This is a genomic window from Pseudomonas sp. GW822-FHT06D10 (genome assembly GCF_058799535.1).
In genome coordinates this window covers 378,775-401,641 of sequence record NZ_JBXALN010000003.1, presented here as the reverse complement: position 1 = coordinate 401,641, position 22,867 = coordinate 378,775, and the positions used below count along the sequence as shown (strand labels likewise).

At 64.6% G+C, this 22,867-nt stretch carries 21 protein-coding genes and 1 other RNA gene; 12 read left to right on the top strand and 10 right to left on the bottom strand.

The features are described from left to right. Positions 1-13: 13 nt before the first annotated feature. On the bottom strand, positions 14-991 hold the full coding sequence (locus AC1RL5_RS11770; RefSeq protein WP_072451838.1) for an NADPH:quinone oxidoreductase family protein: 978 nt from the start codon (positions 989-991) through the stop codon (positions 14-16). Positions 992-1,149: 158 nt separating this feature from the next. Between AC1RL5_RS11770 and AC1RL5_RS11765 the strand changes: the two genes are divergently transcribed. Continuing rightward, complete coding sequence (locus AC1RL5_RS11765; protein ID WP_011064151.1) at positions 1,150-1,557, top strand: flagellar basal body-associated protein FliL; 408 nt, start codon at positions 1,150-1,152, stop codon at positions 1,555-1,557. Between the two features lie 91 nt (positions 1,558-1,648). On the opposite strand, the gene AC1RL5_RS11760 is transcribed toward AC1RL5_RS11765, so the two are convergent. The 4 genes from AC1RL5_RS11760 to AC1RL5_RS11745 all read right to left on the bottom strand — a co-directional run bounded on the left by AC1RL5_RS11760 (position 1,649) and on the right by AC1RL5_RS11745 (position 7,091). Further along, positions 1,649-2,767: an ABC transporter permease gene (locus AC1RL5_RS11760; protein WP_093405478.1), complete on the bottom strand. Its 1,119-nt coding sequence runs from the start codon at positions 2,765-2,767 to the stop codon at positions 1,649-1,651. Continuing rightward, the gene (rbbA, locus tag AC1RL5_RS11755) at positions 2,767-5,493 is read right to left on the bottom strand and encodes a ribosome-associated ATPase/putative transporter RbbA (RefSeq protein ID WP_103407454.1); all 2,727 of its coding nucleotides are present in this window, start codon (positions 5,491-5,493) and stop codon (positions 2,767-2,769) included. The genes AC1RL5_RS11760 and rbbA overlap by 1 nt, the downstream gene beginning before the upstream one ends. Next, positions 5,490-6,455: an HlyD family secretion protein gene (locus tag AC1RL5_RS11750; protein WP_047289875.1), complete on the bottom strand. Its 966-nt coding sequence runs from the start codon at positions 6,453-6,455 to the stop codon at positions 5,490-5,492. The genes rbbA and AC1RL5_RS11750 overlap by 4 nt, the downstream gene beginning before the upstream one ends. A 186-nt stretch (positions 6,456-6,641) precedes the next feature. Continuing rightward, positions 6,642-7,091: an EVE domain-containing protein gene (locus AC1RL5_RS11745; RefSeq protein WP_093405469.1), complete on the bottom strand. Its 450-nt coding sequence runs from the start codon at positions 7,089-7,091 to the stop codon at positions 6,642-6,644. Between the two features lie 196 nt (positions 7,092-7,287). On the opposite strand from AC1RL5_RS11745, the gene AC1RL5_RS11740 reads away from it, so the two are divergent. Further along, positions 7,288-7,431 (top strand): hypothetical protein, encoded by a 144-nt coding sequence (locus AC1RL5_RS11740; protein ID WP_092214979.1) that lies wholly within the window; start codon positions 7,288-7,290, stop codon positions 7,429-7,431. Positions 7,432-7,464: 33 nt separating this feature from the next. On the opposite strand, the gene AC1RL5_RS11735 is transcribed toward AC1RL5_RS11740, so the two are convergent. From AC1RL5_RS11735 to AC1RL5_RS11720, 4 genes are all read right to left on the bottom strand, one after another. Further along, the gene (locus AC1RL5_RS11735) at positions 7,465-8,070 is read right to left on the bottom strand and encodes a 5-formyltetrahydrofolate cyclo-ligase (protein WP_072451834.1); all 606 of its coding nucleotides are present in this window, start codon (positions 8,068-8,070) and stop codon (positions 7,465-7,467) included. Between the two features lie 90 nt (positions 8,071-8,160). Further along, positions 8,161-8,339, bottom strand: a non-coding RNA gene (ssrS, locus tag AC1RL5_RS11730) — 6S RNA. Positions 8,340-8,362: 23 nt separating this feature from the next. Further along, positions 8,363-8,686 (bottom strand): cell division protein ZapA, encoded by a 324-nt coding sequence (locus tag AC1RL5_RS11725; RefSeq protein ID WP_011064145.1) that lies wholly within the window; start codon positions 8,684-8,686, stop codon positions 8,363-8,365. Continuing rightward, complete coding sequence (locus tag AC1RL5_RS11720) at positions 8,683-8,892, bottom strand: TIGR02449 family protein (protein ID WP_011064144.1); 210 nt, start codon at positions 8,890-8,892, stop codon at positions 8,683-8,685. Before AC1RL5_RS11720 ends, AC1RL5_RS11725 begins: the two co-directional genes overlap by 4 nt. A 235-nt stretch (positions 8,893-9,127) precedes the next feature. Here AC1RL5_RS11720 and AC1RL5_RS11715 point away from each other — a divergent pair, with 235 nt between their 5' ends. The 9 genes from AC1RL5_RS11715 (at position 9,128) to gcvH (ending at position 18,600) form a co-directional block, all read left to right on the top strand. Beyond that, on the top strand, positions 9,128-9,685 hold the full coding sequence (locus AC1RL5_RS11715) for a YecA/YgfB family protein (protein ID WP_011064143.1): 558 nt from the start codon (positions 9,128-9,130) through the stop codon (positions 9,683-9,685). Positions 9,686-9,708: 23 nt separating this feature from the next. Next, entirely contained in the window at positions 9,709-11,043 is a 1,335-nt protein-coding gene (gene pepP, locus AC1RL5_RS11710) for a Xaa-Pro aminopeptidase (protein ID WP_015637430.1), read from the top strand. Continuing rightward, a complete protein-coding gene (ubiH, locus tag AC1RL5_RS11705) occupies positions 11,040-12,227 on the top strand; it encodes a 2-octaprenyl-6-methoxyphenyl hydroxylase (RefSeq protein WP_011064141.1) in 1,188 nt (395 codons plus the stop codon). Before pepP ends, ubiH begins: the two co-directional genes overlap by 4 nt. After that, a complete protein-coding gene (locus AC1RL5_RS11700) occupies positions 12,220-12,705 on the top strand; it encodes a DUF4442 domain-containing protein (RefSeq protein ID WP_047289868.1) in 486 nt (161 codons plus the stop codon). The genes ubiH and AC1RL5_RS11700 overlap by 8 nt, the downstream gene beginning before the upstream one ends. Positions 12,706-12,714: 9 nt before the next feature. Next, positions 12,715-13,932 (top strand): 2-octaprenyl-3-methyl-6-methoxy-1,4-benzoquinol hydroxylase, encoded by a 1,218-nt coding sequence (locus AC1RL5_RS11695; RefSeq protein WP_019095409.1) that lies wholly within the window; start codon positions 12,715-12,717, stop codon positions 13,930-13,932. 136 nt (positions 13,933-14,068) lie between these two features. Beyond that, positions 14,069-15,070, top strand: a complete 1,002-nt coding sequence (locus AC1RL5_RS11690; RefSeq protein ID WP_011064138.1) for an extracellular solute-binding protein — start codon at positions 14,069-14,071, stop codon at positions 15,068-15,070. 240 nt (positions 15,071-15,310) lie between these two features. Beyond that, positions 15,311-16,927: an ABC transporter permease gene (locus AC1RL5_RS11685; RefSeq protein WP_492589331.1), complete on the top strand. Its 1,617-nt coding sequence runs from the start codon at positions 15,311-15,313 to the stop codon at positions 16,925-16,927. A gap of 154 nt (positions 16,928-17,081) precedes the next feature. Next, the gene (gene gcvT / locus AC1RL5_RS11680; protein WP_093405459.1) at positions 17,082-18,164 is read left to right on the top strand and encodes a glycine cleavage system aminomethyltransferase GcvT; all 1,083 of its coding nucleotides are present in this window, start codon (positions 17,082-17,084) and stop codon (positions 18,162-18,164) included. A gap of 52 nt (positions 18,165-18,216) precedes the next feature. Continuing rightward, a complete protein-coding gene (gene gcvH, locus AC1RL5_RS11675; RefSeq protein ID WP_011064135.1) occupies positions 18,217-18,600 on the top strand; it encodes a glycine cleavage system protein GcvH in 384 nt (127 codons plus the stop codon). A 59-nt stretch (positions 18,601-18,659) separates the two neighbouring features. Here the strand turns inward: gcvH and AC1RL5_RS11670 are convergent, their stop codons facing one another. Next, positions 18,660-19,799, bottom strand: coding sequence for a DegT/DnrJ/EryC1/StrS family aminotransferase (locus AC1RL5_RS11670; protein WP_123577215.1), 1,140 nt, complete (start codon positions 19,797-19,799; stop codon positions 18,660-18,662). Positions 19,800-19,990: 191 nt separating this feature from the next. Here AC1RL5_RS11670 and gcvP point away from each other — a divergent pair, with 191 nt between their 5' ends. Continuing rightward, positions 19,991-22,864 (top strand): aminomethyl-transferring glycine dehydrogenase, encoded by a 2,874-nt coding sequence (gcvP, locus tag AC1RL5_RS11665; protein ID WP_492589333.1) that lies wholly within the window; start codon positions 19,991-19,993, stop codon positions 22,862-22,864. Positions 22,865-22,867 lie beyond the last annotated feature (3 nt).

Below are 22,867 nucleotides of genomic sequence, written 5' to 3'. Positions count from 1 at the left end.
CCTGTAGCCGGTCTTAGCGCACCTGCACCACGACCTTGCCCACCGCTTTGCGCTGGCCGAGATCATCGATGGCTCGCGCAGCCTCTGTCAGCGGATAGACCTGGGAGACCAGCGGCTTGAGCTTGCCCTCGGCGAACCAGCCGAACAGTTGCTGGAAGTTCGCCGCATTGTCCTGGGGCTGGCGCTGGGCGAAGGAGCCCCAGAACACACCCACCACCGCTGCACCCTTGAGCAGGGCCAGGTTCACCGGTAGCTCGGGGATGCGCCCGCTGGCGAACCCCACCACCAGCAGCCGGCCGTTCCAAGCGATGGAGCGGATAGCCTGGTCGAACAGGTCGCCGCCCACCGGGTCGTAGATCACGTCTGCGCCATTGCCGCCGGTCAGGCGCTTGATCTCGTCCTTCAGGCTGCTTTCGCTGTAGTTGATCAGTTCATCGGCACCAGCGGCCTTGGCCACGGCGAGCTTTTCCGCGCTGCTGGCAGCGGCAATCACCCGGGCGCCCATGGCCTTGCCGATTTCCACGGCGGCCAGCCCGACCCCGCCCGAGGCTCCAAGCACCAGCAAGGTTTCACCGGGCTGCAGGTTGCCGCGCTGCTTGAGGGCGTGCATCGAGGTGCCGTAGGTCATGCTGAAGGCGGCGGCTGTATTGAAGTCCATGGCGGCGGGAATCGGCAGCACGTTGTAACCGGGGACGGCCACCTGCTCGGCGAAGCTGCCCCAGCCGGTCAGGGCCATGACCCGGTCACCGGCCTTGAGGTGGCCGACCTTCTCGCCCACTGCGCTGACCACGCCGGCCGCTTCGCCCCCCGGGGAGAAGGGGAATGGCGGCTTGAACTGGTACTTGCCCTCGATGATCAGGGTGTCCGGGAAGTTGACGCCTGCGGCATGCACTTCCAGCAGGATCTCGTTCTTCTTCGGCACGGGGCTTGCGACCTCTTCCAGCACCAGCGTTTCGGCAGGGCCGAAGGCTTTGCACAGCACGGCTTTCATCAGGGCTATTCCTTTGGGAGTGGTGGCCGATAAGTGTAGGAGTGTGAATCAGGCGGTCAACGAGCATGCCCGGTCCTGATGACCAGCCATAAGCTTGTGCTTGGGCTCAGGCGGGCGGGCCTTTATGCTAGGCCGCAAACCGGATTAAGGAGCGAATTGTGAAAGCGTGGATCATGTTGCTGCTGGCCCTCTCCCTGCCCATGGCAGCGATGGCCGAAGAGGCCAAAGAAGGTGAAGCACCGAAAGTCAGCTACATCAGCCTGAACCCACCCTTCGTGGGCAACTACGGCCTGGACGGCGGCCCTAAACTCAAGGTCTACAAGGCCGACGTGGCCCTGCGGGTAACCGGCGACGCCTCGGCCCAGGCGGTCAAGGCCAACGAGCCGCTGATACGCAACCAGTTGGTGGCGCTGTTCGCCCAGCAGACCAGCGACACCATGAATAACGTCGAAGCCAAGGAAAAGCTGCGCCAGGAAGCCCTCAAGCAGGTGCAGCAAGTCATGAACGACGAAACCGGCAAGCCGGTGGTGGAAGACCTGCTGTTCAACAACCTGATCATTCAGTAAGCCTGCCCCCGCTACAGGCGTAGGAGCTGGCTTGCCAGCGAAGGCGTCCCTGCGGCCCTTCGCCGGCAAACCGGCTCCTACGTGGTGTGGGTCATGAAGCCAGGCTCTTGCGAAAGCGCGCCAGGGCGATGGCGAAGAACACCAGGCCGATGGTCGCCAGGGCCAGCAGGTCGGGCCAGACCACACTGACTCCCGCATCGCGGAACAGGATCGCCGCGCTGAGGCTGACGAAGTGCGTCGACGGCGAACCCTGCATCACCCACTGCAGCCACTGCGGCATGCTGTCCAGCGGCGTACTGCCGCCGGACAGCAGCAGCATCGGGATGATCACCGGAATCGCCAGCAGGCCGAACTGAGGGGTCGAGCGGGCCAGGGTGGCGAGGAAGATCCCCAGGGCGGTACTGGCGAACAGATAGAGCGCAGTAACCATCAGGAACAGCGCCATGGACCCCGCCAGCGGCACCCCCAGCACACCCTTGACTATCACCTCCAGCGATACCCAGGTGCACAGCACCACCACCAGCATGTTGCTCCAGACCTTGGCCAGCATGATCTCCAGCGCTGTCAGCGGCAGCACCAGCAGGTGATCGAGAGTGCCGTGCTCGCGTTCGCGCAGCAGCGCGGTGCCGGTGAGCACGATGGCCAGGATGGTGATGTTGTTGACGATCTGGATCACCGCCAGGAACCAGCCGCCCTCCAGGTTGGTATTGAACAGGGCGCGGGTGGTCAGCAGTGCCGGGGCCTTGCTGGCGGCGTCCGCCTGGTTGGCGTAGGTGAGCAGCTCGCGCTGGAAGATCCGGCCGATGTAGCCGGCGCCCATGAAGGCCTGGCTCATGGCGGTGGCATCGACGTTGACCTGTACCGCAGGCTGGCGCCCGGCCAGCAAGTCGCTCTGGAAGTTGGCCGGGACATTGATCACAAAGGTGTACTGGCCGCTGTCCATCACCGAGTCCAGCTGGTCATAGGGCAGCGGCACCGGGACCTGGAACTCGGGGGGTTGCAGTGCTTCGGCCAGTTGCCGGGAGAGGGCGCTGTGATCTTCGTCCACCAGGGCCACGCTGGCGTTGTGCACGCCGATCACCGAGCCGGCGGCGGGCAGGTAGATGGCCACGGTGAAGGCATACATCAAGAACAGCAGCAGCACGCTGTCGTGGCGCAGGCTGGTGAGCTCCTTCAAGCCCAGGCGCAGGATATGGGCGAGACGATTCATCAGACCTCCTGCTTTTTCAGCATGACCAGGCTGAGCCCGGTGAAACCAAGGAAAAAGCCCACCAGGGCCAGGCACTGGGGCCAGAGTTCGCGCAGGTCCAGGGCCTTGGTGAAGGTGCCGACGGCGATGTCGAGGAAGTAACCGGCGGGAAACAGCTGGCCCATGACCGCCGCCGAGCCTTCCAGGGACGAGCGCGGCACGATCAGCCCGGAAAACTGGATGGTGGGCAGGCTGGTGATGATCATGGTGCCCAGAATCGCTGCGATCTGAGTGCGGGTGAACGCCGAGATCAGCAGCCCCATGCTGGTGGTGGCCAGCACATAGAGCACGCCGCCCAGGGCCAGGGTCAGGCCGCTGCCCTTGAAGGGCACGCCGAACAGCCAGCGGTTCATGGCCACCAGCAGGGCCAGGTTGATCAGGCTGACGGCCAGGTAGGGCGCCTGTTTGCCAAGGAGGAACTCCAGGCGGGTCAGGGGCGTGGCGTAGAAGTTGGTGATCGAGCCTAGCTCCTTTTCGCGGACGATGCCCAGGGCCGTGAGCATCGCCGGAATGAACGCCAGGATCAGCGCCATGACCCCGGGGCCGATGGCATTCACGCTGACCACGTCCTGGTTGTAGCGAAAGCGCGTTTCCAGCTTGGCCGCCGGCCTGGTGCTGAGGGCCGGGCTGCTTTGTTCCGCCAGCAGCTCGAGGTTGGCCTGGTGCACGGCCTCGACATAGTTGCGGCTGGTTTCCGCACGAAACGGCATGCCGCCATCCAGCCAGGCCGCCACTGCGGGCTGGCGTCCGGCATAGAGGTCACGGCCAAAGCCGGGAGGAATCTCCAGGGCCAGCTTGATCTCCGAGCGTTGCAGGCGCCGATGCAGTTCGGCGGAGCTGCGGATGGTCGGTTTCTCCTCGAAGTAGCGTGAGCTGCGGAAGGCTTCCAGGTAGGCACGGCTCTGTGGCGTCTGATCCTGGTCGTAGACGGCGAAGGCCAGTTTCTCCACGTCCAGGGAAATGCCATAGCCGAAGATCACCATCATGAAGATCGCCCCCAGCAGGGCGAAGCCCAGGCGCACTTTGTCCCGCAGCAGTTCCTTGCCCTCGCGGCTGGCCACCGCCAGCAGGCGCGCCAGGCTCAGGCCCGAACGCGGGGCGGCTAGGGTGCCGGCAGCGGTGGGAGTAGCCGCCTCCGGTGATGGCGCAGGTGTGTCCGGCGTGCCCTGGGCCTCTTCCAGGCAGCGGACGAAGGCGGCCTCCAGGGTGTCGCCGGCAAACTGTTGCTGCAGCGCCGCCGGGGTGTCGCAGGCCAGTACCTTGCCGGCGTGCATCAGCGAAATGCGGTCGCAGCGCTGGGCCTCGTTCATGAAGTGGGTGGACAGGAAGATGGTCACTCCCTGTTCCCGGGACAGCTCGATCAGCAGGCGCCAGAAGTCGTCTCGGGCCGCCGGGTCGACCCCGGAAGTGGGCTCGTCGAGGATCAGCACTTCCGGGCGGTGTAGCACTGCCACTGCCAGCGACAGGCGCTGGCGCAGGCCCAGAGGCAAGGCGCCGGACTGTTGCTCGGCAATCGCCCCGAGGTCGAAGCGCTGGATCAGTTCCTCGATGCGCGGGCCGCTTTCGGCTTTCGGCAGGTCGAACAGGCGGGCGTGCAGTTCCAGGTTCTGGCGCACGCTGAGCTCGCCATACAGGGAAAAACTCTGGGACATGAAACCGACCCGCTTGCGGGTGGCCAGGTCCTTGGCGTCCACCGGGTTGCCCAACAGCTTGGCGCTGCCCTCGCTGGCGGGCATCAGCCCGGTGAGGACCTTCATGGTGGTGGTCTTGCCGCAGCCGTTGGAACCGAGGAAACCGAAGATCTCCCCGCGGCCGATGGCGAAGCTGACCTTGTTGACCGCGGTGAAGTCGCCGAAGCGCAGGGTCAGCTCATGGGCCTCGATGGCGATGTCCTGGTTGTCGCCGGAACGCGGCGGAATCACCAGGGGCTGGTTGTCATGACCGCTGTCGCCTTGGAAATGGGTGAAGGCGTCGTCCAGCTTGCCGCTGGCGGTGATCTGCGCCAGCTCCTGGCTCAGGCCCTGGGCGATCAACTTGCCCTGGTCGAGCATCAGGCAGTGCTCGAACTGTTCGGCCTCCTCCATGTAGGCGGTTGCCACCAGCAGGGTCAGTTGCGGGCGTTGCCGGCGTACGTCTTCGACCAACTCCCAGAAACGCCGGCGCGACAGGGGGTCGACCCCGGTGGTGGGTTCGTCGAGGATCAGCAGGTCCGGTTCGTGGATCAGCGCACAGCACAGGCCAAGCTTCTGCTTCATCCCGCCGGACAGCTTGCCCGCCGGGCGTTCGGCGAAGCGCAGCAGGTCGGTGGCCAGCAACAGGCTGTGCATGCGCTGTTCGCATTCATCCTTGGGCAGGCCGAACAGGGTGGCGAAGAAGCGGATGTTCTCGCTGATGGACAGCTCGGGATACAGGTTGCCCCCCAGGCCCTGGGGCATGAAGGCAATGCGCGGATAGAGGCTGCTGCGGTGGCGCCGTTGCGAGATCGGCCCGCCGAGCACCTCGAGCTCGCCCTGCTGAAGTTTCTTGACCCCGGCGATCAGCCCCAGAAGGCTCGACTTGCCGGCACCGTCCGGGCCGATCAAGCCGCAGCGGGTGCCCGCTGGCAGGTTGAAACTGATGTCGCTCAGGGCCTGCTGTGAACCGTAGCGATGGCTGATGCCGTTCGCTTGCAGCGCCAGGGCGCTCATTGCAGGTTGGCCGGCCAGTCCACGGGGGCGGTGCGCACATAGCCGGCGCCGGGCATACCCGGTTTGGCCTGGGGCACGGCGGCGGGTTGAGTCAGGCGCACCTTGACCCGGAACACCAGCTTCTGGCGCTCGTCCCGGGTTTCCACCTCTTTGGGGGTGAATTGGGACTTGGCCGCGACGAAGCTGATCTTCGCCGGCAGGGGCTGGTTGGGCAGGGCGTCAAGGAGGATCCGCGACTCGTCGCCAACGGTCAGGCGGCCGGTGACCGAAGCCGGCAGGTAGAGGTTCATGTACTGGTCATTGGGGTCGATCAGCAGCAGCACACGGCCGCCGGCGCCCAGCACTTCGCCGGGTTCGGCCAGGCGCAGTTGGATGATGCCGTCGATGGGTGCCCGCAGGCTGCTGTCGTCGATTTCGCTGGTGAGCTGGGCAACCTGGGCCTGGGCGGCGCCGATGGCGGCCTTCACCGCTGCGACCTGGGCCTGGGCCGCCAGGACTGCGGCGTTGCCGGTGTTCAGGCGGGCTTGCTGTTGGTCGATGATCTGCTGGCTGGCGAAGCCGCGCTTGAACAGCTCCTGAGAGCGCTTGAGTTCCTGATTGGCCAGCAGCAGTTCGCTCTGGCGCAACTGCACATTGGCTTCGGCCGCGGACAGGTTCTCTCGGGCGCGCAGGACTTCGGCCTCGGCCTGATTGCGCTGGGCTTCCAGAGTGCGGGTGTCCATGCGTGCCAGCAACTGGCCTTGAAGCACCTTGTCGCCTTCGTTGACCCGCACTTCCGCCAAGCGCCCGGGGATCTTGCTGGCGATCTGCACTTCAGTGGCTTCGAGCCGGCCGTTGCCCATGCTCAGGCCTTCGGGCAGGCGATCCTGAAGGGATTTCCAGTAGCCGAAAGCACCGGCGGCGAGTAACAGAATCAACAGGGAAACAGCAAAAAGGCGGGAGGAACGGTGGTTCGTCGACATGTGTTCTGCGTCCTGCGGCAATAGCGTCCAAGTCTGACGGCTCAAGGCTTTCTACGGCTTGATGCTCGTCAAATGAAAGGGCCAAGCCTAAACCTATTGTTTGCAGGCTGCATGATGATCGGGGCAAAAAACGTTCGGGCTGGCGCCGTGGACAGATCCGACTCCCGGCGCCAGGGGGCTGGGTGGTCAGCGCAGGGAGAGTACGGCAGCCCATTGTCCGGCGGTGACCGGCATGACCGACAGGCGGCTGCCTTTGTGCACCAGAGGCATTTCGGCGAGCGCTGCCTGCTGCTTGAGGTAGTCCAGGCGCAGCACCTTGGTGAAGGTTTCCACATGGGCCACGTCGATGGCGCTCCAGGCATTCTTTTCGGCACTGGATTTGGGGTCGAAGTAGACGCTGTCCGGCTCCAGGGCGGTGGGGTCCGGATAGGCGGCCTTGATGATCCGGCCGATGCCGGCGATACCCGGTTCCGGGCAGCTGGAGTGGTAGAAGAAGAACTCGTCGCCTACCACCATGGCGCGCAGGAAGTTGCGCGCCTGGTAATTGCGCACCCCGTCCCAACGGGCTTGGCCGAGTTGCTGCAAACCCTGGATCGAGAGTTCGTCGGGCTCGGATTTCATCAGCCAATAGGCCATCTTTCTTACCCTCCAAAGGGTGATTGGGCAGGTTGTCGGGCAATTTTATGACAAACCGACGGTCGGTTGACGTCAGCATTTGCGTGTCGGTTCACGTTATCGCAGAATGCCGGGATTTTAAGCTTGACGCTGCTGCATGGCCTGTTATGGAAACCATGCCTGGAGCGTGTGTGATTTGCCTGAGGGGGGGCAATCGATGAAACGCCAACCGGATTTACTATGGATTTTGGTTATTTTGTTCGGTTTGGGCGTTGTGACCACCGGTTATGCGCAGAGCTTATGGGCCAGCAAGACCGATGCCCCCATCGAAATCGCACAACAGCAGCCTTTCAAGCGCTGAACCCGCTCGGGTGCCGCTGATCGAACGCGGCACCTATCGAGCGAAGTACCACCCCCGATCCGTCACCGTACCGTGCAAGGGTACATCCCAACTGGCCTGGTCCAGCTTTCCGACTTTCTGACATTCATGGGCCAGCCCCAGCAGCTTCGGCTTGCGCCAGTTCTGGCGCCGCGCAAGGTAGGCCAGGCTGCGGTCATAAAAGCCGCCACCCATCCCCAGGCGTCCACCTTCTTCATCAAAGCCAACCAGGGGCAGCAGCACCAGGTCCAGGGCCCAGACCTTGCGTTGCCGCGCGCAATTGACCCGGGGCTCGAGAATGCGAAAACGATTGGGCCGCAGCGTTTCTCCCGGGAGGACGCGCTGGAAAACCATCTTGGTCCGGGGCCAGGCGCTGAGCACCGGCAGGTAGGTGGCCTTGCCCCGGCGCTGGGCGGCACGCAGCAGCAGGCGCGGGTCTATTTCACCGTCGGTGGGCAGATACAGGGACAGGTGCCGTGCCCGACGAAACACCGGGTCCTGAGCCAGTTGGCGGTACAGGCCAAGGGCTGCCCGGCGTTGCTCGGCAGGGCTCAGGGCGCGACGGGCCTTGCGCAGCATGCGGCGAAGTTGCGGGCGGGAAAGCGGCGCAGGTTCGGTCATGAAAGAGGCTATGAGAAGGTCGGATTTGGCAGAACAGCCTACCCGGAAAAACCAATGCCAGCATGGATAACTGGCATTGGCTGAAAATTCAGGCTCCCCAGGCGAACCGCTGTCGACTTAGCCCTTGAACCCGAAAGTTCAAGGCGGAAGATGCAGCAGGCTTTAAGGCTTTCCGTCTAGCGGACATGCACACCAGCCCAACGTGCAACTTCCAGGGTAGTGCGAATCGGCTCAGGGACATCGCCAACTGGCAAGCACCCCAGGGAGTGGCGGGAGTATACCGCAACCGTTGTCAGGAATCAGCTTTGCTTGTGTCCGAATCGGTGGCCAGAACCAGGTCAACACGCTCCAGCAGATCCCTCACCTGTTCCCGGGTGGTGGCGCTGGCCTGCACATCCGGACGCTCCTGGCGGTGCAGCAGGTCGTGGGTGATGTTCAGGGCGGCCATGACCGCGATGCGATCGGCGCCGATGACTTTGCCGCTGCTGCGGATCTCGCGCATCTTGCCGTCCAGGTAACGGGCGGCGCTCACCAGATTGCTGCGCTCTTCCTGGGGGCAGATGATCGAATACTCTTTGTCGAGGATCTGCACGGTAACGCTATTGCTTGAACTCATGAGTCTTGCTCCAGGGCCTTGAGGCGCGAAATCATCGATTCGACCTTACGCCGGGCGATTTCGTTTTTTTCAATGAGGTGCGCGCGTTCCTCGCGCCAGGTCTTTTCCTGAGCTAATAAGAGTGCGTTTTGACTCTTTAGTTGCTCAACCCGGGTAATAAGCAGTTCGAGTCTGGCCATCAGTGCGTGCAGGTCGGTGTCTTCCATTGTGTCCCACTGAAGTTGGTCTGATGAGTGGCAACTGGCTGGGCAGCGCCTCAATGGCCTGAGCAGTCGTGGCGCATCTGGCGTTGTCCGGTCGGCAATCTGTCTGTCGCCCTAGGCCCTGCGGGCCACTGTAACGGGGCGCAAAGCACAACGCGGCGCTGGCAATGAATGATGACACGCCCTACGATACAAGGCCTTCATTCTAGACATTGCGCCGCTTGGCGCCTAGCTGCCCATGCCCATTCAGAATTCCCCGTACAACGCTTTCGCCACCCTGCTCAGCAGCAGCGGTCATCCTGTTTCTCCTGCCGAGCTGCACGGCCTGTTGCTGGGTCGCAGCTGCGCCGGCGCCGGCTTCGAAGTCGACGGCTGGCTGGTGGACGCCGCCGAACTGCTCGAAGGCGAGCCGCAAGACAACGTGCGCAGCGCCCTGATCGGCCTGCAGGAGATGGTCAAGGGCGAGCTCACCAGCGATGACATGACCGTGGTCCTGCTGCTGCCCAGCGACGACGCACCCCTGGCCGAGCGTGCCGCTGCCCTGGGCCAGTGGTGCCAGGGTTTCCTCGCCGGTTTCGGCCTCAACTCCCGCGACAGCAGTGCCCTGAGCGTCGAGGCCACGGAAGTGTTGCAGGACCTTGCAGCCATTGCTCAGGTCCAGGACGCGCTGGAGGAATCCGATGACGGTGAAAGCGACTACATGGAAGTGATGGAGTACCTGCGGGTTGCGCCTCTGCTGCTGTTCACCGAGACCAACAAGACTGTTGCGCCGGCTGCCAAGCCTTCTCTGCACTGACTGACAGGGAACTGCGTCCGCCCATGATTCATATCCCGAAAGCGGAATACAGCCGTCGCCGCAAGGCGCTCATGGCGCAGATGGAGCCCAACAGCATCGCGATCCTGCCGGCGGCGGCCGTGGCCATTCGCAATCGCGATGTGGAGCACGTCTACCGCCAGGACAGCGATTTCCAGTACCTCAGCGGGTTTCCCGAGCCCCAGGCGGTGATCGTGCTGATCCCCGGCCGGGAGCACGGCGAGTACGTGCTGTTCTGTCGCGAGCGCAACCCGGAGCGCGAACTCTGGGACGGCTTGCGGGCCGGCCAGGAGGGCGCGATTCGCGACTACGGTGCCGATGACGCATTTCCCATCACCGATATCGACGACATCCTGCCGGGCCTGATCGAAGGCCGCGACCGGGTTTACTCGGCCATGGGCAGCAACCCCGAATTCGATCGTCACCTGATGGACTGGATCAACGTGATCCGCTCTAAAGCGCACCTCGGCGCCCAGCCGCCGAACGAATTCGTTGCTCTGGATCATCTGCTGCACGACATGCGCCTGTATAAATCGGCGGCAGAAGTGAAGGTGATGCGCGAGGCCGCACGGATTTCCGCCCAGGCCCATATCCGCGCAATGCAGGCCAGCCGTCCCGGGTTGCATGAGTTCAGCCTGGAAGCCGAGCTGGATTACGAATTCCGCAAGGGCGGGGCGAAGATGCCGGCCTATGGCTCGATCGTCGCGGCGGGCCGCAACAGCTGCATCCTGCATTACCAACAGAATGACGCCGTGCTCAAGGACGGTGACCTGGTGCTGATCGACGCCGGTTGCGAGATCGACTGCTATGCCAGCGATATCACCCGCACCTGGCCGGTCAACGGCAAGTTTTCGCCGGAGCAGAAGGCGATCTACGAACTGGTGCTGGCTTCCCAGGAAGCGGCCTTTGCCCAGATCGCCCCGAACAAGCACTGGAACCAGGCTCATGAGGCGACGGTCCAGGTGATCACCGCCGGCCTGGTGCAACTTGGCCTGCTGGAAGGCGATGTGGACCAGCTGATTGCCAGCGAGGCCTACAAGACGTTCTACATGCACCGTGCCGGACACTGGCTGGGCATGGATGTACACGACGTCGGCGAGTACCGGGTCGGCGGCGAGTGGCGGGTGTTGGAGGTCGGCATGGCGCTGACCGTGGAGCCGGGCATCTACATATCCCCGGACAACCAGCAGGTAGCGAAGAAGTGGCGCGGCATCGGCGTGCGCATCGAGGACGACGTGGTAGTGACCAAGCAGGGCTGTGAAATTCTGACAGGTGGCGTGCCCAAGAGCGTGGCCGAGATCGAGGCCTTGATGGCCGCTGCGCGGACCCAGGCGTCATGAGCCGGGTCAATCTGGCCATCATCGGTGGCGGTCTGGTAGGCGCGAGCCTGGCCCTGGCGCTGCAGGCCGGGGCCAAGGCCCGGGGCTGGAAGATCGTGCTGATCGAGCCCTTCGCGCCGGGCGACAGTTTCCAGCCCAGCTACGACGCCCGCTCCTCGGCCCTGTCCTTTGGCGCCCGGCAGATCTACCAGCGCCTGGGGCTGTGGCAGGCGATCTCCCGGCGGGCCGAGCCGATCAAGCAGATTCACGTGTCCGACCGTGGGCGGTTCTCCACCGCGCGCCTGTCGGCCATGGAAGAAGGGGTGCCGGCCCTGGGCTATGTGGTGGAAAACGCCTGGCTCGGCCAATGCCTGTGGCAAGGGCTGGACAAGGACGTGATCAGCTGGCGCTGCCCGGCCGAAGTCACCCGTCTGGAGCCCCTGGCAGGCGGCTATCGCCTGACCCTGAACGACGAAACCACCCTGGAATGCGATCTCGCCGTGCTGGCCGACGGCGGCCGCTCCGGCCTGCGCGAACAACTGGGCATCGGGGTCAAGAACCGCCCCTATAACCAGAGTGCGCTGATTGCCAACATCACCCCCAGCGAAGCCCACAACGGCATGGCCTTCGAGCGCTTCACCGACGATGGCCCAATGGCCTTGCTGCCGCTGCCGGATAATCGCTGTGCACTGATCTGGACCCGCCAGGGCATGGATGCACAGCGTCTGGCCGACCTGGACGAGCGCAGCTTCCTCAGTGAATTGCAGGGCGTGTTCGGCTACCGCCTGGGAACCCTGAAACAAGTCGGCGCCCGCCACCTCTACCCGCTGTCCCTGGTGGAAGCCGAGGAACAGGTGCGCCCCCACTTGGTGGTGCTGGGCAATGCGGCCCACAGCCTGCATCCGATCGCCGGCCAGGGCTTCAACCTGTCGCTGCGCGATGCCCAGGCCCTGGCGGACGCCTTGTTGGCCAGCGAAGCGCTGCCGGGGGATTTTGCCGTGCTGCAGGCCTACCGCGAACGTCAGCGCCTGGACCAGAACCTGACCGTGGGCTTCTCCGATCAGGTCACCCGGCTGTTCGGCAGCAAACTGCCGCTGCTGTCCGTGGGGCGCAACCTGGGCCTGCTCGGCCTGGACCTGCTGCCACCGGCCAAACGCTGGTTCGCTCGCCAGGCCATGGGCCTGGGCACTCGCCCGGATGCGTGACTGGCTGACCCGGCGGTTCGGCAAGGCCCGCCTGTTGCGCTGGGTGTTGAACCTGTACCCGCCCTACCTCGGGGCTGGCGTGCGGGTTCGGCACATCAGTGCGGATTTCCGTGACGTCCAGGTCTGCATGGGCCTGGGCTGGTACAACCGCAACTATGTCGGCACCCAGTTCGGCGGCAGCCTGTATTCCATGGTGGACCCGTTCTTCATGCTGATGCTGATGGAGAACCTGGGTCCCGGCTACATCGTCTGGGACAAGGCCGCGACCATCGATTTCATCGCCCCGGGCAGAGGGCCGGTGTTTGCCCGGCTCAGCATCGACCAGGCGCTGCTCGACGATGTTCGCCAGCAGACCGCAACGGGCGAGAAGTACCTGCCGCAGTGGCAGGTAGAGATTCATGACGGCTCCGGCACCCTGGTGGCGCGGGTCGATAAAACCCTTTATGTGCGGCTCAAGCCGCCAGTGAGACAGGCCTAAAGCATGGAAATGCGCGCAGATGTGCTGATTGTCGGAGCCGGAATGGTCGGCAGTGCCTTGGCGTTGGCGTTGCAGGGCAGCGGCCTGGAAGTGCTGCTGCTCGATGGCGGTTCCTTGAGTGTCAAACCCTTTGATGACCAGGCGCCGTTCGAGCCTCGGGTCAGTGCCTTGTCGGCGGCCAGCCAGCGCATCCTGGAGCGCCTGGGCGCCTGGGACGGCATTGCCCGGCGCCGTAGCAGCCCCTACTGCGACATGCAGGTCTGGGACGGCAGCGGCACCGGGCAGATCCACTTCTCGGCGTCCAGCGTGCATGCCGAGGTGCTGGGCCATATCGTCGAGAACCGGGTGGTGCAGGACGCCTTGCTCGAACGCCTGCATGAATGCGATATCGGCCTGCTGGCCAATGCCCGTCTGGAGCAGATGCGCCGCTCCGGCGACGACTGGCTGCTGACCCTGGCGGATGGCCGGCAACTGCGTGCGCCGCTGGTGATCGCTGCCGATGGCGCCAACTCGGCCGTGCGCCGGCTCACCGGTTGTACCACTCGCGAGTGGGATTACCTGCATCACGCCATCGTCACCAGCGTGCGCAGCAGCCAGCCTCATCAATTGACCGCCTGGCAGCGTTTCACCGATACCGGCCCGCTGGCCTTCCTGCCCCTGGTGCGGGACGGGCAGCATGATTGGTGTTCGATTGTCTGGTCGACCACCCCGAGTGAGGCCGAGCGCCTGATGGCGCTGGACGACGAGAGTTTCTGCGCTGAACTGGAGCGCGCCTTCGAAGGCCGCCTGGGTTCGGTGATCAGCGCCGACCCGCGGCTCTGCGTGCCATTGCGCCAACGCCATGCCAAGCGCTACGTGGCCGAAGGCCTGGCGCTGATCGGCGACGCCGCCCACACCATCCACCCGTTGGCGGGGCAGGGGGTCAACCTGGGCTTCCTCGATGCCGCCGTGCTGGCCGAAGTGCTGCTGCAAGCGGCCAGCCGCGGTGAGCGCCTGGCCGAGGTCAAGGTGCTGAGCCGCTTCGAGCGCCGGCGCATGCCCCACAATCTGGCGCTGATGGCGGCCATGGAGGGCTTCGAGCGGCTGTTCCAGGCCGACCCGTTGCCCATGCGCTGGCTGCGCAACACCGGCCTCAAGGTGATCGACCAGATGCCCGAGGCCAAGGCCCTGTTCGTGCGCCAGGCCCTGGGCCTGAGCGGCGACTTGCCGGAACTGGCCAGAGCCTAGGCGCCGGCTTGCTGGCCAAGCGTCGCGAGGACGAGCCTACGCAACATCTGGTAACTCCTCAGCGCCGGGTTCGGTTGAGATGGCAAATGGGAGTCCTTATCATTTCGCCTCACTTTGAAATCGAGAGACCGCTCCCATGTTGGCACCGAAGCGTCTACTGACCGCCCTGGCCCTCACACTCATCGGTGGCACCGCCTACGCCGCCGATGAAGTCGTGGTCTACTCCTCGCGTATCGATGAGCTGATCAAGCCGGTGTTCGATGCCTACACCCAGAAGACCGGGGTGAAGATCAAGTTCATCACCGACAAGGAAGCGCCGCTGATGCAGCGGATCAAGGCCGAGGGCGAGAACGCCACCGCCGACCTGCTGCTCACCGTGGATGCCGGCAACCTCTGGCAGGCCGAGCAGATGGGCATCCTGCAGCCGTTCACCTCCAAGGTCATCGACAGCAACATTCCCCTGCAATACCGCTCCTCCAACCACGCCTGGACCGGCCTGAGCCTGCGGGCGCGGACCCTGGCCTACTCCACCGACCGGGTCAAACCTTCAGAACTGACCACCTATGAAGCCCTGGCGGACAAGCAGTGGGAAGGCCGCCTGTGCCTGCGCACGGCGAAGAAGGTCTACAACCAGTCGCTGACTGCCACGCTGATCGAGACCCACGGTGCCGAGAAGACCGAAGAGATCATCAAGGGCTGGGTCAACAACCTGTCTACCGATGTGTTCTCCGACGACATCGCGGTTCTCGAGGCGATCAACGCCGGGCAATGCGACGTCGGCATCGTCAACACCTACTACTACGGCCGCCTGCACAAGCAGAAACCGAACCTGGCGGTGAAGCTGTTCTGGCCGAACCAGGGCGATCGCGGGGTGCACGTCAACCTGTCGGGCATCGGCCTGACCAAACACGCACCGCACCCGGAAGCGGCCAAGGCCCTGGTGGAGTGGATGACCACGCCTGAGGCGCAGAAGATCTTTGCCGACGTCAACCAGGAGTTCCCGGCCAACCCGGCGGTAGCGCCTTCTGCGGAAGTGGCCAGCTGGGGCAAGTTCGTAGCCGACACCCTGCCGGTTGAAATCGCCGGCAAGCGCCAGGCCGAAGCCATTCGCCTGATGGACCGCGCTGGCTGGAACTGAGCCTGCCGTTATACTGCGCCCCGCTTTTGCGGGGCGTTTTCTTTAGCGGCTGGGCTTTTGTGGCGAGGGAGCTGGCTCCCGTTCCACCGCGCAGCGGTGGCCAGCCCTGAATACGTGATTCAACTGGCGTAACCTGGTTGCAGCCGTTGGGGCGGCCATGGCGCCCAGCGGGTGCCGCTCCCTGGCCCCACGCGTTTTGCGCAAGTATTTTTGTCTGTTCCACCTGCCCGAGAGTTTTTTGTGGCCCATCCCGCTCAACGTCGCTGGTATCCCCTGGTCTTTGCCGTAGCGGCCCTGGTCCTTTTGCCGCTGAGCGTGCTGCTGTTGTCCTGGCAGGCCGTCGACCAACAGATCTGGTCCCACCTGTGGGACACGCAAATGCCGCGGCTGTTGGGCAATACCCTGACCCTGGTGCTCGGGGTGGGCGTTGGCGTCACGCTGCTGGGCGTGAGCCTGGCCTGGCTCACCAGTCTCTGCGAGTTTCCCGGACGGCGCTGGCTGGACTGGGCCTTGATGCTGCCCTTTGCGATCCCGGCCTATGTGCTGGCTTTCGTCTTTGTCGGCCTGCTGGATTTTTCCGGGCCGGTGCAAAGCCTGCTGCGGGAATGGTTCGGCAGCGGCCTGCGACTGCCGCGGGTACGTTCCACCGGTGGGGTGATCCTGGTCCTGGTGCTGGTGTTCTATCCCTATGTCTACCTGCTGGCGCGCAACGCCTTCCTGGCCCAGGGCAAGGGGTTGATGGAGGCAGCGCGGGTCCTCGGGCAATCGCCCTGGCAGGCATTCTGGCGGGTGGCGCTGCCCATGGCGCGGCCGGCCATCGGCGCCGGGGTGGCCCTGGCGCTGATGGAAACCCTGGCGGATTTCGGTGCGGTGTCGGTGTTCAACTTCGATACCTTCACCACCGCTATCTACAAGACCTGGTACGGCTTCTTCAGCCTTTCCAGCGCCGCCCAGCTGGCCAGCCTGCTGCTGCTGGCGGTGATGCTGGTGCTGTACGGCGAGCGCCGCGCCCGTGGCGCCAGCCGTACCGGTAACGAACGGCCCCGGGGCAAGGCGCTGTACCACTTGCGCGGGCTCAAGGCGTTGGCGGCCACGGGCTGGTGCCTGCTGGTATTCGCCTGTGCCTTCGTGATTCCGCTGCTGCAGTTGCTGGCGTGGTTCTGGCAGCGCGGGCGCTTCGACCTGGATGAGCGGTATGCCGGCTTGATCATCCACACCTTGTACCTGGGCGGCATGGCGGCGCTGATCACTGTCAGTGTGGCTCTGCTCCTGGCCTTTGCCCGACGCCTGGCGCCGACCCGGGGCATCCGCGCTGGGGTCAGCCTGGCCAACCTGGGCTACGCCTTGCCCGGCTCGGTACTGGCGGTATCGATCATGCTGGCCTTCAGTTACCTGGATCGCGAGCTGGTGATCCCGCTGTCCGGCTGGTTGGGCGGGGCCGGCAAGCCGCTGCTGCTGGGCAGCCTGTCCGCCTTGCTGCTGGCCTATCTGGTGCGTTTTATCACCGTGGCCTACGGGCCGCTGGAAAACAGCCTGGAGCGGATCCGCCCGTCGCTCCCCGAAGCGGCGCGCAGCCTGGGGGTCGCTGGCCCGCGACTGTTTTTCAAAGTGTATCTGCCGTTGTTGCTGCCCGGGACCTTGAGTGCCGCCTTGCTGGTGTTCGTCGATGTGCTCAAGGAAATGCCCGCCACCTTGCTGATGCGCCCGTTTGGCTGGGACACGCTGGCGGTGCGGATCTTCGAGATGACCAGTGAAGGGGAGTGGGCCCGGGCCTCGCTGCCGGCACTGACCCTGGTGCTGGTGGGCCTGCTGCCGGTGATTGGCCTGATCCGCCGCTCGGCCCATCGAATCGGTTAGGTGCCAGCCTTGCACCTTGCAGCTACAATGCGCGGCATTCGGTGCGGCCTGTTGTTTGGCCGGGACGCTGAAATCGGCTGAAAGCCATCTATTTCAAGGCTTTCACACCAACAGCGCCAGTCCGCACCCTCGCCACGCCCGGAAGGAGAAACCCATGGGACAGCGTACGCCTCTGTATGACCTGCATCTCGCCCTCGGCGCGAAAATGGTCGATTTTGGCGGTTGGGATATGCCCTTGCATTACGGCTCGCAGGTCGAGGAGCACCATCAGGTGCGACGTGATTGCGGTGTGTTCGATGTATCCCACATGACCGTGATCGATGTCAGCGGTACCCAGGCCAAGGCCTGGCTCCAGCTGTTGCTGGCCAATGATGTCGAACGCCTGCACAACCCCGGCCAGGCTCTGTACAGCACCATGCTCAATGAACGGGGCGGCATCGTTGACGACATGATCGTCTATCGCCTCGAAGACGCTTATCGCCTGGCGCTCAATGCCGCCACCCGTGATCAGGACCTGGCCTGGATGCAGGCGCAGCTGGGGGATTTCCAGGTGCAGCTGCACGAGCGCCCGGAGCTGGCGATGCTGGCGATCCAGGGCCCTCAGGCGCGGCACAAGATTGCCGAGCTGGTAACCCAGTCCCGCGGCACCCTGATCCAGCAGCTCAAGCCATTCGAAGCCGGCTTTGACGGCGACTGGTTCATTGCCCGGACCGGCTACACCGGCGAGGACGGTCTGGAGATCGTCCTCCCTGCCGACCAGGCCCCGGCCTTCTTCAACGACCTGGTGGGGGCGGGGATCTCGCCCATCGGCCTGGGCGCCCGGGACACCCTGCGCCTGGAGGCCGGCATGAACCTCTATGGCCAGGACATCCATCAGGATGTCTCGCCCCTGGCGGCGAACATGGCCTGGAGCATTGCCTGGGAACCGGCGTCACGTCAGTTCATCGGTCGCAGTGCCCTGGAAGCCGAACGGGCGGCCGGGGTGAAGCAGAAACTGGTGGGCCTGGTGCTCGAAGAACGCGGGGTTTTACGCGCGCATCAGGTGGTTCGCATCGCCGATGTTGGCGAAGGTGAGATCACCAGTGGTAGTTTCTCCCCTACGCTGAGTAAATCGATCGCACTGGCGCGGGTGCCGATGGCCACCGCCGACCGTGCCGAAGTGGAAATCCGCGGCAAGTGGTACCCGGTCCGGGTGGTCAAACCCACCTTCGTGCGCCACGGCAAAACCCTGATCTAACTATTTCCAGCAGGCATTGCGCTGCTGACACTTCTTCTTGAGGACACAGAACATGAGCGATATCCCTGCCCACCTGCGTTTTGCCGACAGTCACGAATGGGCCCGCCTGGAAGCCGACGGCAGCGTGACCGTAGGTATTAGCGACCACGCTCAGGAAGCCCTGGGCGATGTGGTTTTCGTCGAGCTGACTGAAGTCGGCAACGTGTTTGGCGCAGGGGACCAGGCCGGTGTGGTGGAGTCGGTGAAAGCCGCTTCCGACATCTATGCGCCGGTGGCCGGTGAAGTGATTGCGGTCAACGAAGAGCTGAGCGCCAGCCCCGAGCTGCTCAACAGCGACCCGTACGGTGCCTGGATCTTCAAGCTCAAGCCAAGCAACCCGGGCGATCTGGACAAGCTGCTGGACGCCGCCGGCTACAAGGCCGCCATCGGCGAGTAAGCCGTTCTCGCCGGCGTGTCCGCCCCGTTTGCGCAGGGCGGGCTTGCTGGCGAAGGCTCTTAAGCCTGCAACACCTCTTTCACCGCCGCCACCGCGCGTTCCACGTCGGCCTTGCTCATGGCGGTGAACATCGGCAACGAGACGATCAGCCGACCGACCCGTTCCGCTACCGGGAACATCCCCTCCTTGAAGCCGCGCTCGCGGTACAGGCTCAGCAAGTGAATCGGCGGGTAGTGATAGCCGATGCCAATCCCGCGTTCCTGCATCTGCTCCATGAAGGTGGCGCGGGCCGGCTTGCCATCCTTGCGCTCTGGCAATACCAGCTGGAACAGGTGCCAGTTGCTGTTGGTGAAGTCCGCCGGCGGTAGCTGGGCGCCATAGCGGGCCTCGAATTCGCTGCCAAAACATTCGAAGTAGTGCCGGGCCAATTCACGGCGATGGGTGGTGATCGCCTCGATATGGGCGAACTGCCCCAGGCCGATGGCGGCCGCCACGTCGGTCATGTTGAACTTGCCGCCAAGCACATCCACATCCAGGCCGTCGAAGCCGTTGCGGGTCACGCCTTGCAGGCGATACTTCTCGGCCAGGCGCACCTCTTCTGGTGTGTTGAGCACCAGGCAGCCGCCCTCGGACGAAGTGACGTTCTTGTTGGCCTGGAAGCTGAAGGACACGAAGTCGCCACCGGCACCGATGCGCTGGCCGTTCCAGCTGGAGCCCAGGGCCTGGGCGGCATCTTCCACTACCCGCAGGCCGTGCTTGTTGGCCAGGGCGTAGAGGCGGCTCATGTCCACTGGCAGCCCGGCCAGGTACACCGGGATGATGGCCTTGGTGCGCGGGGTGATGGCGGCTTCGACCTGGGCCAGGTCGATATTGCGGGTGACCGGGTCGATATCGGCGAACACCGGCGTGGCCCCGACTTCGAGGATGACGTTGGCGGTGGCCACCCAGGAAATCGGCGTGGTGATGACTTCATCACCGGCACCGATGCCGGCAATGCGCAAGGCGATCTCCATGGTGCAGGTGCCGGAGTTGAAGGTGCGTACCGTGCGCCCGCCGAAAAACTCCGAGAGCTGGGCTTCGAAGGCCTGGACCTTGGGGCCGCTGGTGATCCAGCCTGAACGCAGGACTTCGCCGACAGCGGCGATGGTGGGTTCATCGATGGTGGGTTTGGAGAACGGCAGGAAAGGCAGTTGGCTCATGACGATGGGACACCCGATAAGCGGACGATAGGGGCACAGGTTGCGATGCGCCGGGGCTGGCGCGTTGACGTCGAGCATGATGGTACCGATTGCCCCGGGACGCCAGAGCATCGACGCGGGAAATCGACTGCTATGCTGCTTGGCACCCTGTTGCAGCGACGCTGAGCGCCGTTTATCGGAGAGAGCCGGTCATGTCCCAGTTGCTATCTTTGAGCCAGTTACGCGAGCCCAACGCTTTTCTCAACCGGCACCTGGGGCCCGACGCCGAGGAGCAGCAAGCGATGCTCGCCAGCCTCGGGCTGGGCAGCCGGGCCGAACTGATCGAGCAGACGGTGCCGCCGGGAATCCGCTTCAACCGTGCACTGGACCTGCCGCCGGCCCTGGACGAAGCGGCCGCCCTGGCCAGGCTCAAGGGTTATGCCGGGCAGAACCAGGTCTGGACCAGCCTGATCGGCATGGGTTACCACGCCACCCTGACGCCGACGGTGATCCTGCGCAACGTGCTGGAGAACCCCGGCTGGTACACCGCCTATACCCCCTACCAGCCGGAAATCGCCCAGGGCCGGCTCGAAGCCTTGTTGAATTTCCAGCAGATGACCATCGACCTCACCGGCCTGGACCTGGCCAACGCCTCGTTGCTGGACGAAGCCACCGCTGCCGCCGAAGCCATGGCCCTGGCCAAGCGCGTGAGCAAGTCTTCGAGCAACCTGTTCTTTGTCGATGAACACTGCCACCCGCAAACCATTTCCGTGGTCCGCACCCGGGCCGAAGGCTTCGGTTTCGAGCTGGTGGTCGGCGGGGTCGACGAATTGTCCGGGCACCAGGTGTTCGGCGCGTTGCTGCAGTACCCGGACACCCATGGCGAGATCCGCGACCTGCGGCCGCTGATCGACCAGTTGCACGCCCAGCAGGCCCTGGCCTGTGTCGCGGCCGACCTGCTCAGCCTGTTGTTGCTGACCCCGCCGGGCGAACTGGGGGCCGACGTGGTGCTCGGTTCGTCCCAGCGCTTCGGCGTGCCCATGGGCTACGGCGGCCCCCATGCGGCGTTTTTCGCCTGCCGCGACGAGTACAAGCGCGCGATGCCCGGGCGCATCATCGGCGTGTCCAAGGATGCCCGCGGCCAGGTGGCCCTGCGCATGGCCTTGCAGACTCGCGAGCAGCATATCCGTCGCGAGAAGGCCAACTCGAACATCTGTACCGCTCAGGTGCTGCTGGCCAATATTGCTGGTTTCTACGCCGTCTATCACGGCCCGGCCGGGCTCAAGCGCATTGCCCAGCGGGTACACCGGCTGACCTGCATCCTCGCGGTCGGCCTGGAGCGCCACGGCATTGCCAGGGTCAATCGGCACTTCTTCGACACCCTGACCCTGGAGGTCGGCGGCAGCCAGACGGCGATCATCGAAAGCGCCAGGGCGCAGCAGATCAACCTGCGGATTCTCGGCCGTGGCCGGCTGGGGCTGAGCCTGGATGAAACCTGTGACGAAAGCACCGTGGCCCGTTTGTTCGACGTGTTCCTGGGTGCCGATCACGGGCTGAATGTCAGCAGCCTGGACGCCGAGGCGCTGGAGTCGGGGATTCCCGACCCGCTGCTGCGACGCACGCGCTACCTGACCCACCCGGTGTTCAGTGCCCATCACAGCGAAACCGAAATGTTGCGCTACCTCAAGCAGTTGGAGAACAAGGACCTGGCGCTCAACCAGTCGATGATTCCCCTGGGCTCCTGCACCATGAAGCTCAATGCCAGCAGCGAGATGATCCCCATCACCTGGCCGGAGTTCGCCAACCTGCATCCCTTCGCACCCCGGGAGCAGGCTGCCGGCTATGGCCTGCTGATCGCGGAGCTGGAGCGTTGGCTGTGCGCCATCACTGGTTTCGACGCCATCTGCATGCAGCCCAACTCCGGGGCCCAGGGCGAGTACGCCGGGCTGCTGGCGATTCGTCGCTACCACGAGAGCCGCCGGCAAGGCGGCCGGCATGTCTGCCTGATCCCGGCGTCGGCCCACGGCACCAATCCGGCCTCGGCGCAGATGGCCGGGATGCAGGTGGTGATCGTCGAGTGCGACGAGGCCGGCAACGTCGACCTGGAAGACTTGAAGGCCAAGGCCCAGGCGGCCGGCGAGCGCCTGTCGTGCCTGATGGCTACCTACCCTTCGACCCATGGCGTGTACGAAGAGGGCATCAGCCAGATCTGCGAAGTTATCCACAGCCACGGCGGCCAGGTGTACATGGACGGCGCCAACCTCAACGCCCAGGTAGGCCTGGCCCGGCCGGCGGACATTGGCGCCGATGTCTCGCACATGAACCTGCACAAGACCTTCTGCATTCCCCATGGCGGCGGTGGCCCGGGCATGGGGCCGATTGGCGTGCGCGCGCACCTGGCGCCGTTTGTCGCCAACCACCCGGTGGTGCCCATCGACGGGCCGTTGCCGGAGAACGGCGCCGTCAGCGCCGCGCCCTGGGGCAGTGCGAGCATCCTGCCCATCAGCTGGATGTACATCGCCCTGATGGGGCCGCAGCTGGCGGATGCCAGCGAGGTGGCGATCCTTGCGGCCAACTATCTGGCCGAGCAATTGAGCGGTGCCTTCCCGGTGCTCTACAGCGGCCGCAACGGCCGGGTGGCCCACGAATGCATCCTCGATCTGCGCCCGCTCAAGGCCCAGACCGGGATCAGCGAGGAAGACGTGGCCAAGCGCTTGATGGACTACGGCTTCCATGCCCCGACCATGTCCTTCCCGGTGCCGGGCACCCTGATGGTGGAACCCACGGAAAGCGAATCCAAGGCCGAACTCGACCGTTTTATCGAAGCCATGCTGAGCATCCGCGCCGAGATCGCCCAGGTGCAGGAGGGCAACTGGCCGGCCGAGGACAACCCGCTCAAGGGCGCTCCCCATACCCTGGCGGATATCACCGGAGTCTGGGAGCGCTCCTACAGTATTGAACAGGCGGTGCTGCCCACCGCCCATACCCGGGCCCACAAGTACTGGCCGGCGGTGAACCGGGTGGACAACGTCTATGGCGACCGCAACCTGTTCTGCGCCTGCGTGCCGCTGGCGGACTACCGCTGAAAG